Annotated in this window: 19 protein-coding genes; 14 read left to right on the top strand and 5 right to left on the bottom strand. The window is 44.4% G+C overall.

Translation table 11 applies throughout. The features are described 5' to 3' along the window. Positions 1–15: 15 nt before the first annotated feature. The 3 genes from GC102_RS26830 (at position 16) to GC102_RS26820 (ending at position 2366) form a co-directional block, all read left to right on the top strand. Positions 16–1497 carry an alpha-N-arabinofuranosidase gene (locus tag GC102_RS26830; RefSeq protein WP_171692255.1) on the top strand — a complete coding sequence of 494 codons (1482 nt, stop codon included), beginning with the start codon at positions 16–18 and terminating at the stop codon, positions 1495–1497. Next, positions 1494–1748: a DUF6171 family protein gene (locus GC102_RS26825; protein ID WP_171692254.1), complete on the top strand. Its 255-nt coding sequence runs from the start codon at positions 1494–1496 to the stop codon at positions 1746–1748. Before GC102_RS26830 ends, GC102_RS26825 begins: the two co-directional genes overlap by 4 nt. Positions 1749–1883: 135 nt before the next feature. Continuing rightward, positions 1884–2366 (top strand): CcdC protein domain-containing protein, encoded by a 483-nt coding sequence (locus GC102_RS26820; protein WP_171692253.1) that lies wholly within the window; start codon positions 1884–1886, stop codon positions 2364–2366. A 5-nt stretch (positions 2367–2371) separates the two neighbouring features. Here the strand turns inward: GC102_RS26820 and GC102_RS26815 are convergent, their stop codons facing one another. Both GC102_RS26815 and GC102_RS26810 read right to left on the bottom strand, forming a co-directional pair. Continuing rightward, positions 2372–2884 carry a CBO0543 family protein gene (locus GC102_RS26815; protein WP_171692252.1) on the bottom strand — a complete coding sequence of 171 codons (513 nt, stop codon included), beginning with the start codon at positions 2882–2884 and terminating at the stop codon, positions 2372–2374. A gap of 138 nt (positions 2885–3022) precedes the next feature. Beyond that, entirely contained in the window at positions 3023–3595 is a 573-nt protein-coding gene (locus tag GC102_RS26810) for a CcdC protein domain-containing protein (RefSeq protein ID WP_171692251.1), read from the bottom strand. Positions 3596–3755: 160 nt separating this feature from the next. Between GC102_RS26810 and GC102_RS26805 the strand changes: the two genes are divergently transcribed. The 5 genes from GC102_RS26805 to GC102_RS26785 all read left to right on the top strand — a co-directional run bounded on the left by GC102_RS26805 (position 3756) and on the right by GC102_RS26785 (position 6269). Further along, on the top strand, positions 3756–4052 hold the full coding sequence (locus GC102_RS26805; protein ID WP_171692250.1) for a hypothetical protein: 297 nt from the start codon (positions 3756–3758) through the stop codon (positions 4050–4052). Next, positions 4046–4681, top strand: coding sequence for an HAD hydrolase-like protein (locus GC102_RS26800; RefSeq protein WP_171692249.1), 636 nt, complete (start codon positions 4046–4048; stop codon positions 4679–4681). The genes GC102_RS26805 and GC102_RS26800 overlap by 7 nt, the downstream gene beginning before the upstream one ends. A gap of 158 nt (positions 4682–4839) precedes the next feature. Next, positions 4840–5310, top strand: coding sequence for a signal peptidase II (lspA, locus tag GC102_RS26795; protein ID WP_171692248.1), 471 nt, complete (start codon positions 4840–4842; stop codon positions 5308–5310). Between the two features lie 104 nt (positions 5311–5414). Continuing rightward, entirely contained in the window at positions 5415–5750 is a 336-nt protein-coding gene (locus GC102_RS26790) for a hypothetical protein (protein WP_171692247.1), read from the top strand. A gap of 126 nt (positions 5751–5876) precedes the next feature. Beyond that, complete coding sequence (locus tag GC102_RS26785; protein ID WP_171692246.1) at positions 5877–6269, top strand: DUF2512 family protein; 393 nt, start codon at positions 5877–5879, stop codon at positions 6267–6269. Positions 6270–6364: 95 nt separating this feature from the next. Here the strand turns inward: GC102_RS26785 and GC102_RS26780 are convergent, their stop codons facing one another. Continuing rightward, positions 6365–6559 carry a YgaP family membrane protein gene (locus tag GC102_RS26780; protein ID WP_171692245.1) on the bottom strand — a complete coding sequence of 65 codons (195 nt, stop codon included), beginning with the start codon at positions 6557–6559 and terminating at the stop codon, positions 6365–6367. Between the two features lie 218 nt (positions 6560–6777). Here GC102_RS26780 and GC102_RS26775 point away from each other — a divergent pair, with 218 nt between their 5' ends. Continuing rightward, positions 6778–7254 carry a ferritin-like domain-containing protein gene (locus tag GC102_RS26775; RefSeq protein WP_171692244.1) on the top strand — a complete coding sequence of 159 codons (477 nt, stop codon included), beginning with the start codon at positions 6778–6780 and terminating at the stop codon, positions 7252–7254. Between the two features lie 135 nt (positions 7255–7389). Here the strand turns inward: GC102_RS26775 and GC102_RS26770 are convergent, their stop codons facing one another. After that, the gene (locus tag GC102_RS26770) at positions 7390–8373 is read right to left on the bottom strand and encodes a DUF3231 family protein (RefSeq protein ID WP_171692287.1); all 984 of its coding nucleotides are present in this window, start codon (positions 8371–8373) and stop codon (positions 7390–7392) included. Positions 8374–8573: 200 nt separating this feature from the next. Further along, positions 8574–10721, bottom strand: a complete 2148-nt coding sequence (locus GC102_RS26765) for a DNA topoisomerase III (RefSeq protein ID WP_171692243.1) — start codon at positions 10719–10721, stop codon at positions 8574–8576. Between the two features lie 203 nt (positions 10722–10924). Here GC102_RS26765 and GC102_RS26760 point away from each other — a divergent pair, with 203 nt between their 5' ends. The 5 genes from GC102_RS26760 (at position 10925) to GC102_RS26740 (ending at position 15413) form a co-directional block, all read left to right on the top strand. Continuing rightward, positions 10925–11275 (top strand): hypothetical protein, encoded by a 351-nt coding sequence (locus tag GC102_RS26760; protein WP_171692242.1) that lies wholly within the window; start codon positions 10925–10927, stop codon positions 11273–11275. Positions 11276–11289: 14 nt separating this feature from the next. Continuing rightward, positions 11290–12405 (top strand): sensor domain-containing diguanylate cyclase, encoded by a 1116-nt coding sequence (locus tag GC102_RS40400; protein ID WP_312883383.1) that lies wholly within the window; start codon positions 11290–11292, stop codon positions 12403–12405. Positions 12406–12513: 108 nt separating this feature from the next. After that, entirely contained in the window at positions 12514–13569 is a 1056-nt protein-coding gene (locus GC102_RS26750) for a DUF7847 domain-containing protein (RefSeq protein ID WP_171692240.1), read from the top strand. Further along, positions 13562–14215, top strand: a complete 654-nt coding sequence (locus tag GC102_RS26745) for a DUF4129 domain-containing protein (protein ID WP_171692239.1) — start codon at positions 13562–13564, stop codon at positions 14213–14215. Before GC102_RS26750 ends, GC102_RS26745 begins: the two co-directional genes overlap by 8 nt. Then, the gene (locus GC102_RS26740; protein ID WP_171692238.1) at positions 14199–15413 is read left to right on the top strand and encodes a DUF4350 domain-containing protein; all 1215 of its coding nucleotides are present in this window, start codon (positions 14199–14201) and stop codon (positions 15411–15413) included. The genes GC102_RS26745 and GC102_RS26740 overlap by 17 nt, the downstream gene beginning before the upstream one ends. Position 15414 lies beyond the last annotated feature (1 nt).

The raw sequence follows: 15414 nt of genomic DNA, 5'->3' as shown, positions 1-15414 counted from the left end.
AAGGAGCATGAATACATGGCAAAACTTACTATCAATGCAGACATTCGCTTAAGCACAATCGACCGCAATATTTACGGGCACTTTTCTGAGCATTTGGGACGCTGCATTTATGAAGGCATCCATGTAGGAAAGGATTCGCCGATTGCAAACACGGAGGGGTTGCGAAATGACGTTCTAGAAGCGTTGAAGCAGCTTGAAATCCCCGTGCTCCGTTGGCCGGGTGGATGCTTTGCCGATGAATATCACTGGAAAGATGGCGTTGGTCCGAAAGAAAAACGGAAAAGGATGATTAATACGCATTGGGGCGGTGTCGTCGAGAACAATCATTTCGGCACTCACGAGTTTTTGCGTTTATGCGAGCTCATCGGTACTGAGCCCTATATTAGCGGTAATGTCGGAAGTGGAACGGTTGCTGAGATGTCCGAATGGGTTGAATACATGACGTTCGACGGAGAGTCGCCTATGGCCAACTGGCGGAGGGAGAACGGACGCGAGCAGCCGTGGAAGATAACCTATTTCGGGGTGGGCAATGAGAACTGGGGCTGCGGCGGCAACATGCGCCCTGAGTATTATGCGGATCTGTATCGGCAATATGCCTGTTATGTCCGGAATTACGGCGATAACCGAATTTTCAAAATCGCTTGCGGACCCAATGTCGACGACTATAACTGGACTGAGGTGCTAATGAGTCAGGCAGCACGTTTCATGGACGGTTTGAGTCTGCATTATTATACGGTCCCTACCGGTGTTTGGAGTGACAAAGGCTCGGCCACCGAATTTGACGAAAAATTGTGGTTTGAAACACTGAAGAAGACACTGTTCATGGAAGAGCTCATCGAGCGCCATGATACGATTATGACGCGTTACGATCCGGACAAAAGAGTTGCGCTCATCGTGGACGAATGGGGGACCTGGTACAACGTCGAGCCCGGCACCAACCCCGGCTTCTTGTATCAACAAAATACGATGCGCGATGCGCTTGTTGCCGGAATTAATCTGAACATTTTCCACAACCATTCCGACCGTGTACGCATGGCAAATATCGCTCAGGTTGTTAATGTACTGCAATCGGTCATTTTAACGGAAGGCGCCAGTATGATTCTGACCCCAACCTATCATGTATTCGATATGTATAAGGTTCATCAGGGTGCCAGCCTCGTTGCCGCAGATGTGGAAAGCCCGTCTTACGAAATGGATGGACAGAGCATAGATCAGCTTAGTGTGTCTGCTTCCGTGGATGTGAATAATCGCCTGCATATTTCTTTATGCAATCTGCATCACGCTGAAGCTTTGGAAGTGGCGTGTACAATCCGCGGTGGGAAGGTCAGTAATGTTGCGGGGCAGGTACTAACCTCCGATACGATTCAATCGCATAATAATTTTGGGGAACCGGAAAATGTGAAGACGTCCGTATTTAACAATTTCCGCATCGAAAATGATCAACTTATCATCAAGCTGCCTGCTAAGTCGGTAGTGACGCTTGGTGTCAACGTATGACGGATTGCAAGGGTTGCTCGGCAACGGTTCATGTTTCTTCAGAAGAAATTGCACAATTATTCGGGGAAACGCTTCGCATTCGCAATGTCAAACTCACGACTGAAGAGGAGTATGACCGGCGCATGTTGGTCTGCCAAAACTGCGAGGCCTATCAATTTGGCACAACTTGCCGCCACTGCGGCTGTCTGATGGCTGTAAAAGCTAAGCTGGCTGCAGCCCATTGTCCGGCACCGCAAGGGAGCAAATGGTAAGGAAAATGAAGGGAAGTTCATAGTTGTACGAATATGACAATTGTCACCTCGATCCGGTGACTTGACTCACTTTTGAAACACTCTCTTAAAGGTGATAATAAGACTATAAAATCCTTTAAAGGAGTGTTCATTACTATGAATTCAACTGTATCGTTGATGATTTCGGCTTTGATTTTCTTTTTCATCCTGCGTGGACAATTAAGTGGCATGCGTAAGCCGCTCAAAAAATCGGGAGTAACATTGCTACTGCCTATCCTATACATTTCTACATCGCTTATGCAATTGTTCGATCCAACGCTGCATATCCGCGAAGATCAAGTAATCATTGCTTTATTGATCGGTATGATTGTTTCGATTCCGCTTATCGTAACGACCAACTTTGAAGTTCGAGACGATGGCAACACGTTTATTAAGCGTAACAAAACGGTCTTTGTGCTGCTGATAGTGATCTTTGCACTGCGTTTCCTCGCGATTGCAACTATAAAATCAATCGATCCAGGCACACTTAGCTTTATGTGCAACCTGATAACCTTTGGCTACATCGCGACATGGCGGATCATTAGTTTTATTAAATTCAAAGCTGTAAGCTCTTCCAAGCAAGCTGTACTGAATACTTAACACGTTCATTTCATTTTATCAAAACCTACATTAAAAATAATCATCAATAATCCGGTATAGGGTACCGACATGAGCAAGCCGAATATTGGTTTGCGATAATGAATACGCAGCATGATAAACATGATCATATCGAACAATGATGACCAAAGTAGGTTCCATCCGTTATGATACGTGATTGATCCACATTTCACAGATACAAATTCAAGCAAAACAAAAATACCAGTGAAAAAGATGATGTAATAAGCCTGGGAAAGAAGTTTACGATTTCGCGGGTAGTTCGATAGGTATACCCAAGTCGATACAGGCATGCCAATCAGAATAAGCAATAGGATCGGAATCGTTGCAACAGGAAGACCATTCGGCTCCATTTGCCAAAGTTGATATTGATAACAGATCAACTCATAGAGCCCATTACATAACGCAGCAAAGAGGAGTGTTGGATAGTACTTCTCCCAATTTCGGTCCGCAAACCGAAGAGCTGCTAGTAACCATAAAACCGAGTATAAAATCGCAACCAAGGGATTTCGAACTCCTTTGTTTATGTTAAGTCCTTATTATTCCAATTAATCCATCGTTCATACAAATTTTATTTGTACTGGTATCATTAAAGGAGGCCCGCTCTCATAAGAGAACGGGCCTCCTTTTGAAATTAGGGATTACTTAATCACATTAACGTTTGCCTGTGGATTCGAAAGATCACTTGAATCATCAGAGACTAAAGGTGCTGGATCCAATTTGGCTTCTTCGCGAAGCAGATAACCGAAAAATAAAATGTAATAAGACACGATGATGAAGAAGACACCTGCGGTTAGTGGGTCTTTAGTAAATTGAGTTGGATCTACTGGGTTCATATTTGCTGAGTTGGATGAAAGACTGATAAAGGCCAAACGATAGACAATCCGGCTAAGAAATAGCACCAGTACCGTAACTTCGATCCATAAGTGGGTGCGATAGTACCATCCGTCTGTACGATGTTCGAAAAGGGTGTGGCGAATCGCGGTGAGTCCGAGTGCGACACCTGCCGCTAGGCCGATTATATAACCAATGAAATGGATGGGATGGACAAAGCCTAGCAGGAAGATGACGGCTCCGAGGATACTAAAGAGAGTGAGTCGGAATTTAAGTCTACCTCGGGATAACTTTTGAAAACCAATGGTTCGCTTCGTTCTGCGATAGATAAAAAAGCCAATGAATAGGAAAGGAATGGCATAGTGCATCCAGTTTTGCATTTGATTTCCTCCAGAGAAACGTAGTTTTTCCTTATTGTAACAAATTTAGGCAGGTTGTCAGAGAAAAAAATATTTCATTTACAAAAAACTGTCATACACTTAATGATAGGACGATAAACTTACTATTACACACAAAAAGCGCCGCAAGGAGTTGACAGTCATGGCTCTAATCACCCATGTTAATGTATGTAATACAGAGAATGAAATTTACTGCTGTCTTCGTAATAAAATTGTGAAGCTTGACGACCAACAGAAAGAGCAATTTTGCAAAGGATGTAAAATGTTTGCCGGTGATGCCGATGAACATGGAATTGGTGTAGCCTGTGTATGGGAAGATGTACGCGTCGTTAGTAATCCGCATATCGCAGTGAACCCGCTTGAGGAGTTTATTCATAATCAAATCCGCCAAGTGCCGCCCGAGGGTCCGGCCTTATTTCTATATACAACAGAATGGTAAAACACATCCTCTTTGATTTTGATGGGACACTGGTCGATTCTAGAGCATTGCTTGTTAAGCTTTATAATGAAATGGCCGTGCAGTATCAATTTCGCAGGATTCGAGATCAGGACCTTGCGCTTCTGAGATCACTTTCGATCTCTGAGCGGGTGGATCGCTTAGGTGTTCCTGTACTCCAAATTCCAAAGCTAGTAACGGCTGGAAGACAGCTCTATCAAGAAAATATTCGTACACTTCACATTGTTCCTGGGATGAAAGAGGTTATAGCCAGAGTATCCTCACAAGGGATGAAAAGCTCCATACTCTCTTCCAATTCCGAGGTAAATATTCGTCAGATACTTAAAAATAACAAGCTGGATGGCGCGTTTAAGGAAATCATTTCAGCTAAGCATATTTTTGGTAAGCATCATTCGATCCGCAAAGTAATGAAACAATGGGGGACTTCCCCCTCGCGGATGATCTATGTTGGAGATGAATTAAGGGATATTGAGGCTTGCAGGAAACTAGGCGTTCCCATAGTTGCCGTTACATGGGGCTATGATTCTCAGCATTTATTGCTCAGTGGAAAGCCCGATTACTTAGTAAACTCTCCCGGAGAGCTGCTAAAAACACTTCTGTCCTTAACCTGATAGGAAGGTGAAAGAGGGAGCAAATAGCTATCACAGACAGAGTCTGAGGTAGTTATTTGTGTTTGCTTTTTGTAAGAGCTATTGGCAACATTCGCAGTCGAGTGGTGTCATCATGTAAAATAGAATCTATGAGGTGATATTACGGGAGGAGGCGTCTAATGTTATTTTATCTCATCATATTTGTAGTGACAGCCGTGGATCAAATTTCGAAGGTGTGGATTCGGTCTATCTTAAAAGTAGGCGAATCTATGCCGTTTTATAAAGATATTATTTCGTTTTCGCATTATCAAAATAGTGGAGCAGCAGGCAGTTCGCTGCAGGGCTCAGCGCGTTATTTAGGAATTCTTGCTGTTGTGATTATTGCTGTTATTTTGTATTACAGAAAAAAAGGAAGCTTTCAAGGATTCTTCAAAGAGGCTGGTGCCGCATTTTTCGTGGGCGGGGCTATTGGTAATGGCATCGAACGATTATTATTCGGTAAAGTGACCGACTTCATCGTTTTTCGATCTGGCCATGGTGTGATGAATTTGGCTGACTTAGCTATTAATTTGGGTGTAGTGTTTTTTGTACTGGATATGTTTCTCTCTTATCGCCATAAGCTGTTACCAAAAGAGAAGAATTTTCAATAAACGTAGGTATATTAAACTATATAGGTAGATCAAAAGTACTATTTGTGATATCCTTCAAGTAGACGGGTTTTGAGCGAGAAGACGTTAAACTGGAGGATGGTCACATGAGGCCGGATAAACAGATATTGATCGATGAATTTTTTGCAATGATTCGAAAATTGACGCGTACGGGTGCAGACATAATGTTAGTGAGGGATTTTTTCTGGAAAGCTTCCGAAATCCGTTCATTTATCCCTCCAACGGTAGAATTCATGACGGTTCTTAAAACGTACAACGCTGTCTTATTTCATGAATTCCGAAAATCGCTTGTACCCAATACGAGTATGCATATGCTAGCGAATGTCCACATGGAAGCGGGAGAAGCGCTCATTAGTTTGGGAATTACAAGTTTGGAGCAGCTTCAACTAGCGGTAAAAGGAACAGTAGCTGTGAATAGTTAAGAAAGTTAAACCAAGCGATGACGCCAGTCTCGCTTGGTTTTTTTGTTTGGAGAGGGACACATAATCCATTGGGGGGAGTATTTCGGCCGCGAAGAAGCCATATTAAGATACAGAAGTACATTCTGTGTGAAAGAAGGAAAGAAAATGCTGCGAATGCTTGGGAAACTGTTTTTGAAGCTACTGTTAAATGGAGTTTTTTTAATCCCTCTATTGATGTATTTAACGCAAGCCACACTCATCGAGGCGTTCTTTGCAACTTATACTTTTTCTCTTATGTCTTATGTTGCAATTGATCAATTGTTTTTAAGAGTTACCAACAATGGAGTTGCTACCTTAGCAGATGTAGGACTAGCCTTTGTTTTCTTTTGGTTGGTCGAGAAATTCTTTTTTCATTGGTCCATAAACTTTACAACTGTGGTGATAGTTGCATTGGTTTTTGGCATCATAGAGTTCTTTATGCATAGCTATTTTCAGAAAGACAGGGGCAGGCTTGATCGACATAGTTTTAGTGATAATTAAACTTAAATTTGTATCTTGGTCCTGTAAAATTAGAAACAGAAGGAAAACTCAGATTCTGAGCTTTCCTTCTGTTTTTTAACAATTTGTTTTAAATTTCATGACTTACTATTAGCTATGCAATTCGATATTCCCAAAACCGCGTTCATTGGACAGTAACGAGTTGTTCCTGTAACAATTGGCGCTAATCCAATTAATCCCCACCAACTTTTGTAATAGACCCCAGCGAGAACAATAACGGATCCAATTGTAATTCTTATAACTTGCTCCGTTTTTCCAACGTTACACTGCATAATAAAACCTCCGAAGGATAGTTGATAAAAAAACAGCCATAGACAAAAAAAACGAATGCTGTTGTATTCACAGCACACATTGAATATGTTTTCCTGTTCTAAGTCAAACAATCAATCAAATGAGTTTGTAATTTCAGGGATATATTATTTTTGAACGAAATGGTGGTGGGTGAATATTCTAATGTGTAGATTACGCCATAAAGGAGAAGTGTTACAACATGTATTACACCTTACAAGCGCCCACTTACGTCCCGTATCAAGATTACCTGGGGCATTTCGCACGTAGTGAAGATATGGTGCTGAACTTAATTCTTCAATCCATTGCTGGAGAAAGAAATGATGAGCTCTTCTATCAAGAGTTGATAAGGCTTGCCCCTACGGAGAAAGAAAAGGAAGTTATTACAGGCATTAGAGATGACGAGAGAAAACATAATCAAATGTTTCGAAATATTTATACGCAACTTACGGGTACATCACCTACCGAAATAGAAGCGATGGAGCCGGTTGAACATGTTAGTGATTATTTAAGCGGTATTGAGAACGCATTATTCGGTGAATTAAAGGCGTTTGAAAAGTACCGTACCCTATATTTGAACATTCGACCAGTATACCGCAATATGATCTTTGAAATCATGACCGATGAGATTAAGCATGCTAGTTACTATAACTGGCTATACACGAAAAACAATAGATAAAAAGATAGTTGCCTTCGGTGCCGCTCATTGCAATATAAATACCCCAGGAGCTTTAATAAGGCGCACTGGGGTATTTTATGTGTCCTGCAATAAAGAGTCGGTTATTGGAGGAATAAATACATGCTATAGAAAAAATCAAAGATCCATTTCCGGTGGTTCCTCTAACCATCCTTTGGACATCATAAGTTTGGCGCCTTCCATTGTATATTCAAATACATCTTTAGCGAATACCCCTGTTTTCGCTATCATATCATTACGTAAAACAAAAGCAGCATTAAAGCCCTGAGCTCCAAGACTAAACCCACCCAAAAGGTATGTACAATACATCATCAACTTTTCGGAAAAAGGCGCATTTGTCGAATTTGTAACTGTACCTCCCGGTGTGGAAGGTGGTTGAATATTATTCTGAAGAAGGATTTCAGTGGTTTCTTTTAAAATTTCTTTTGAAAGTTCTTGCCCTTTTGTAAAATACTTTTTCACTTCTTCATCTTTGGCACATTGGGCAAAACCTCTCAATAATTGCATACCAGAAATATTTGCTTCAATGGAATGATACAGCAACCCGAACTCTACAGTATTTATTGATCTCTTATGTCCAAAAAGATTAGTTCCTTTCATGTATGCTTGATCTGTTATATAACTAACTGTTTTCGGCATGTTCGTATAATTCGGGCGAGGAAGAAGATCTTTTTCGAGAAGGTATTGTGTAAATTGATTATAATAGGACTGCGTTATATCAGTTAGTTGCTTATAAAGCATTACGATGTCTTCGCGATACGATATTGTCATGTGGAGTACATACATACCCATACTTATTTCTTTTAGTATCCGACAGAACATAATATCAAAGCCGTTCTCATACAATTTTGGCGCATCCAGAGTAACATCTTCCTTACTAAACCCGATTGGGGGCGCTGCCCCATCATTTTCTAACATCGTTGTTATTTCGATGACCTTTGGATGAAGTTTTTCCCACAATCCAGACATTAAATCCTTGGCTTCTTGATCTTCTGATTTCGATATAAAATATTCCAATATGCGAAGAATCATTGTTTTTTTTTGGTAAGTTGTCCATAATGCACCGAGTTCCGGTGCACTCATTTTAGATTTTTCTAGCATCAAAGGATATCCTCCGTATTTATGTTTTTCGCTTCACATTTTCGTAATGAAGATAATATGTGTTCATTTATATGATTTATTCATATTGTCGTTCCGTAAAGAAAAACTCTGAATAAAAAAGGACCTCCCCCTATTGGCGGAAGTCCTCATGGATACGTGTAACTATCTTCAAGGTAGATACCTCACTAGTTGCACGTACACTATTCGTCTTTCTTTTGCTGCAGCGCAGCCATTAATTTGTCAGCGAGCGAGCTGCCCAGCTGGGTTTGATCGGAAAACTTCTCGATCAGCTGACGGTTCACTTTGGCAGAGGCGCGACGGCCGCCGCCGGTGGATTCATTGTCTATTTTCTCCACGACGTTGCATGGACGGCATTGAAAATACTTGCCGGATTTGCCGGTGTGGATCTCCATTTTCTTGTGACACTGCGGGCAGCGGTGGTTGGTCAGTTGTCCGTCAGCTTCGCGCTTATAGGAGCATTCGCGGCTGGAACAAACGAGATAACGGCCTCGTTTCCCCTTCACCTCTTGAAGGAACTCCCCGCAATCTGGGCATTTGCTGCCCGTTAAATTATGCGGTTTATAGGCCGCAGAGCTTTTCTTGACCTCATCGACCAGCTCGGCTGCTTTTTTGCGAATGCCGCTTAGGAATTGCTCCATGCTTCCTTTGCCTTTGGAAATGCGTTCAAGCTCAAGCTCCCAGCGTGCTGTAAGCTCAGGAGAACGCAGTTCCTCCGAAGCGAGCTCTATGAGCTGAGTCCCTTTGCCAGTCGGAATGAGCGAGGAGCCTTGACGTTCAATGGTGTCGGAAGACACAAGCTTCTCAATAATGTCAGCGCGTGTAGCGGGCGTGCCGAGGCCCCATTTTTCCATTTGAGAAAGCAAGGAAGCTTCGTTGTACCTGGCAGGCGGTTTCGTTTGGCGGCTTAATTGACGGGCGTTACGGACGGTTACGGCGTCTTTTTCGGCAGCTTGGGGCAGCAATTGAGCAGAGTCGTCATCAGACTCAGTTTCTTCCCGATCTGGATCGGTGAAATCAGTGGCTCCATATACGTCTTTCCACCCGGCTTGTTTAACCACTTTACCGGATGCATACAGCTTCTCTCCGGCTATTTCAACAGTCAGCTTGGTTTCATCATAGCGGCAGGGACCGCAGAACAGGGCTAGGAATCTACGCAAAATGAGATCATAAAGTCGGCGTTCGTCAGCGCTTAAGGTGGCGAGCGAAATGGCTTCACCGGTTGGAATAATCGCATGGTGGTCGCTTACCTTGGAATCGTCGACAATGCGTTTCGTAATCGTTAACGGTTTGCGTATAAAAGGAGCCGCTAGCGCTGCGTAGGGGCCAATGGCTGCGCCCTTGAGCCTGCCGAGCAGGGTCGGCACCATGTCCGAGGTCAAGTAACGTGAATCGGTACGCGGATAGGTGACCAACTTGTACTGCTCATACAATCTTTGCAGCACATTCGACGTCTGCTTGGCTGAGAAACCAAATTTGCGGTTAGCATCGCGCTGCAATTCGGTTAGGTCATAAGCAAGCGGATGCGGAATCTGCTTTTCTGTTTTTTGCACGTGCAGGATTTTGCCGATCTGGCCCTGCAGCTTCGCTTTTAAGGCATCTGCGCGCTCGCGGTCAAAAATGCGCGTATCGCCTGTTTTGGGGTCTCGCCACACCGCGCGGAAAGAGCCCAGATCGGCTTCGATCAACCAATAGTCGACGGACCGGAAATCCCGGATTTCCGCCTCGCGGTTGATCATCATAGCCAGCGTTGGCGTCTGCACACGCCCAGCAGATAAGGACGCGCCGAACTTGCTGGTCAGCGCGCGGGTCACATTCAGGCCGATCAGCCAATCGGCCTCGGAACGGCAGACGGCTGCTTGATACAGCCGGTTGTAGTCCGTGCCAGGCTTCAGCTGCGCGAAGCCTTCGCGAATCGCCTGATCCGTTTGCGACGAGATCCAAAGCCGTTTGAACGGCTTCTTCCAGCGGATCAGCTCCATAATCCAGCGCGCGACGAGCTCGCCTTCGCGCCCCGCATCCGTCGCAATGACCAGCTCTGCAAGGTCACCCCGACGGCTGAGCTGTTCGATCGCACGGTACTGCTGCGATGTTTCCTTCATCACCTTAAGCTTCATGCGCTCAGGAATGATAGGGAGATCTTCCAAGTTCCAGGTTTTGTACTTGGGATCGTAATCATCGGGCTCGGCAAGGGTAACAAGATGGCCAAGTGCCCAAGTGACGACATATTTGGCACCTTCATAATGGTGTTTTTGCTTTTGGTTGCATCCAAGGACACGGGCAATTTCTTTGGCGACGCTTGGTTTTTCGGTGAGTACAAGAATTTTCATAGGGAAAATGACCTCATTTCTGCTTACAAATTAGCATAAGCGAAAAAAGCACGCTTTTCAATGCGCTGCAGCTCGAAACTGAGGCTCAAATTTATTCAGATGAGAGCTTTTTTATGTTGAAAAAAAAGAAGAAAAATGTCTGTTCTTGTCCTAATATAAGGGTATAATGAGGAAATAAGGGATGAAGAGGAGCCAATATCTTAATGAGACCCATGTTTTCTTATTTTACTAATCAAACGATAAAAATGAGGTTTCAATTATGGATCGTTGTTGTCATTGTGACATTAGCCTTTTCAATAATTGTCCCGTTTTATTATATAGAAAAGAGAGATCGTTTAGATGAAGCAGAAAATCAGTTAAAGCAAGTAATCACCTTGCAAAGTCTGTATATTGAAAGATGGAATCAGGAAAAACTGGATACAATTAAACGCTTCGCCTTATCCGACCATGCAAAATTCCATCAAATAGGCGATTTGAAAAGAGAATTTCAAGATTATTCACGAGTGAACTCTGAATTCTTGTCGTATCCAAAGATTCAGGAGAACCCATCATAACGTTCTCTGCCCCCGTGCTTGGCGACCATAATGATTTCAAAGGTGCTGTGCTTGGAGTAGTAACACTGGAAATGTTGAATAGTTTAATGAAGCAGCTAAGTTTTGGTGAAACTGGGGAAGTCTATGTGTTGGATTCGGAAGGGTATATTGTTACAGCTTCGAGTAATACAAGCAAAAGCGAAGAATTCGTCAATGTCCCGATGAAAACTGAAATTATTCAAAGAGCAAAGACAGGCAGCACTTCGAATGATTCATACATCGGATTTCGCGGTGAAAGGGTATATGGTCAGTATAAATGGTCTAAGGGAAAAAACTGGGTTGTCGTAGGTGAGATCACGCAGAGAGAAGTATTTCAGAAATTAAATCAATTAAGTGCAGCGATTATTATCATTTCACTTATTGCACTTATTCTCAGTATCGGTGCTGCCGTTACGATTGCATCTAGAATTGAGAGACCGATTCGATACTTGCTTCGCGGTACCAAAATTATCCAGAACGGGAATTATGATTATCAGATTGATGCAGATAAAATTAGAATGGCTCCGATTGAATTGCGGCAGTTGGTCAATACATTCAACATAATGTCTGATAAGCTCAAGAAGAATATTTCTCTATTGGAGCATTCCGCATTGGTGGATCAACTGACTGAGATTCATAATCGCCGTTATATGATGCAAGAAGGAAATAAACAGCTTCAAGCCTGTATTGCTGCTGGGCAAATGAGCTCCGTTATGATGTTCGATATTGACCATTTTAAGAAAATCAATGATACCTATGGGCATTTGGTGGGTGATCGTGTCCTTCATCACGTTGCTTCTATACTACAACGGCATTCGGGAACAGATACGATTGTTGCACGCTATGGAGGCGAAGAGTTTATCCTACTTGCCCTGCGTAAAAATGCCCAAGAAAGTGTAAGCTTAGCAGAAGATCTGAGACGACGTATCATGGAAGAACCATACTCGGATGAGCAAGTTACTGTACGACTAACAGCGAGCATAGGTATAGCAGAATATTCTCCTACACTGGAGTTTGGCACGATGGTGCTTGAAGATATGGTTTCTAGAGCAGACCATGCCCTCTATCGCGCAAAATCCGGTGGACGAAACAGAGTAGAACTAGATCGATGATGGGTATTGATCTAGTTTTTTTGTGTAGAATTTGATGGTCAGAAATTGGAGGGTATGGTGTATAATAGTCAGAGAGTATTTGAATTACCAACATTTAGGGGGTTTACCATGCAAAACGCATCATTAAGACCAATGGGAATTGGAAGAATATTAGATCGCAGTTTCCAGTTGTACCGTAAGCATTTTGTGACATTAACAATTATCATGCTGATCTTGTATGGTCCATTTTACTTGCTGCAGCATTTGCTTACCTATCAAGAGACGGCAAGTACGTCATCATCCATTCTTGAACAGATCCGCAGTGGAGCATCCATGCAGGATTTGTTTGGATCTGGTTCTTTCATGCAAAATAATCCGACCCCGAAAGACATAGGGAAGACACTCATATTCGTGTTGGTATTATTACCAATCATGATTCTTGGCCTTATGCCAGCTTCGATAGCTTCTGTCTTACATCTGGTTAAAGCAAGCCTCTTTGGCGAAGAAACACCGGGAGTCGGGGAGCTATTGCGCAAATCGTTCCGTCGATTTTGGCCGTTAGCTGGAAGCACGTTCTTGGATGCTCTTATCATGTTCGGAATATACATAGGTCTCGCTATTATTATTGTCATTTTTGCTTTCGTCTTTGCGATAGGTGGAAACTTATCCAGTTCGGTAGGTGGATTTGGTGGAGGTGCGGTGGCACTAACCATTATCTTCTTCATCATCCTTGGTCTTGGAGCCATCTTCACCTTTTTCTATTTTTTCATTCGCTGGTGCTATTATTTGCCTTTTGTTGCAATGGGTGAAGAGTCTGTTGGACTAGGCCGCAGTTGGAAATTGACCCGCAAAAGCTTCTGGCGTTTATTTTTGATGTACTTCGTACTTACGCTCATTTTGTATCTTTTCCTATTCGTCATTCAATTGATTATTGCTGCAGTCTTGGGTTTAGGACTAGGGGCTCAGTTATTACAAAGTTTAATTTCAATATTGGTCATGTCCCTATGGTTTCTGCCTTATGCGGTTAGCTACTTCGATCTCAAGGTTCGTAATGAGGGTCTGGGACTTGAATCGTTAATTGAAAGCACCATACAAACATTTCCAACTGAACCAGCGGAAGAACTGGAGCCGTTTGATACTTTTGACGATCTTCGTCCGATAGACTTGGATAAAAAGAATGATTAATGCAGCTTTAGCGATTTCTTTGCAAGAGGATAAAGAGCAATTAAAACTAATCTTAAATCAAAGCGAATACACGGCTTATGAGGTCAAAGAGAACAGCTCGTTCTGGGCTTGGTTGAAGCCGCTTTTTCGTAAAATACGGAGCTTGCTGCCAGATTTTCAAGTTTCTGAGTCGGTAACGGACTGGCTGACGATTGGTGTTGTCGTTATACTACTCGGTCTTGCTGCATTCGCGATTTATTGGTTTTTGAAACAAATGATTTGGCAAAAGAGGATCCGCTCTGACGCTTACTTGCCCGTAGGAGAAATAAGCCGTTCTTATCGCTTCTATTGGCAGCAAGCAGCGGAGCTGAGGGGAACTGGGTACTTACGAGAGGGTTTACGCGCTGTCTTTCTGTCGCTTCTGTTCTTTATGGAAGCTAAACGTATGATCCGTGTGGAAAAATGGAAGACGAACTGGGAGTATGCGGAGGAGCTGGAAAGTTCAGCTTCTTCCCTAATCCCTTTGTTCCATGATAGCTCGCTTTTATTTGAGCGTATATGGTATGGCAAGGAAGTTGTAACAGAGGAGCAGTTCACTTCCATGTACGAACAGGTTGCCCGTGTTATCGGCAGGGAGGAGGGCATTGCACATGAGAGGGCTGAATAAGCTGCATGTGGGACTAGCACTCAGCATCCTGTTATTTCTCGCATTAGGCTACTGGCTAGTGAAGCCAAAGCTCCCAGACCACCCCCCCTATTTGTCTTTCTCGGCGGATATAGACGGCACGAAAGCTTGGAAAGAGCTGCTGAGTACGAAGCAGAAGGCTGTAAAGGAATGGCGTCTGAACTGGAAAAACCTACCTAATGGTGAAGCAATGCTGTTGGTTGCCTTACAGCCTTCTGGCGTGACCAAGGCCGATCGCGATGAGCTTCTGGACTGGGTTAGGAAGGGTAACGATGTTGTTCTGTTTGATCGGAATCCCGAGGGGTGGAAGCCTTGGGGGACTGAGTTGGCGGGGGGAAGTACGAAGGAAAGTACGAAAGAGAGTACGAAAGAGAGTACGAAAGAGAGTACAAAAGAAAGTGCATCTGTTTCGACGATTAGGGTCTCGTCGAACTATACATCAGCTGAGGGTTTGCTGACGGGGCGGGTGGATACACCGTACCGGATTAAGCCCGGTGGAAACGGGCGGGTGCTGTTCGAAGATGAATACGGCGTGCTCGCCAGCCGTATAGAAGAAGGTTCGGGCAGCATCACCGTGGTGCTGACCCCGAACTGGATGCAGAATGGGACGATTGATCAGGAGTCCCATTTCGAATTGATCTGGCCGCTGTTCGCGAAGTCCTGGGACGCCGTGTGGGTCGATGAGACCCATCACGGCTACGGGACGAAGCCCGGACTGCTTGCCGTTTACCCCGCGTGGCTCGTGCTCGCGAGCGTGCAGCTTGGTCTCGCGCTGCTGCTGTGGCTCTGGCTGCGCGGCAAGCGCTTTGGCCCCGTCTACACGCCGCGGGCGTGGACGGTTCGCCGCGGCGACGAAGGCGTGCACGCCGTCGCCGCTTGGTACGAGCGCCTCGGCTACCAGCACGAGGCGCTTGCGCACCAGCAGCTGTTCCTGCGGCAGCTGCTGCATCGGCGCTGGGGGCTTAGCCCCAGCGCAAGTGCTTTGCAGGCCGCGGAAGCTGCGCGCGGCCGCATGTCTGAGGCGCAGGCGGCGCAGCTCGCGCGCCTGCTGGAGGAGCCGCCTGCTAGCGGCGGCTCGGAAGGGCCCCGTGCTGCGAAGCAGCGGGGCGTGAGCACCCAAGCGTTCGTGCAGCGAACGCGGGAGATGGGCGAGATGATCGCCTACTTGGAGAAGGAGTGAG

This window comes from Paenibacillus germinis (assembly GCF_013141785.1).
GTDB classification, from domain to species: Bacteria; Bacillota; Bacilli; order Paenibacillales; family NBRC-103111; genus Paenibacillus_E; species Paenibacillus_E phytorum.
This window is presented reverse-complemented; position numbering and strand designations above follow the sequence as displayed.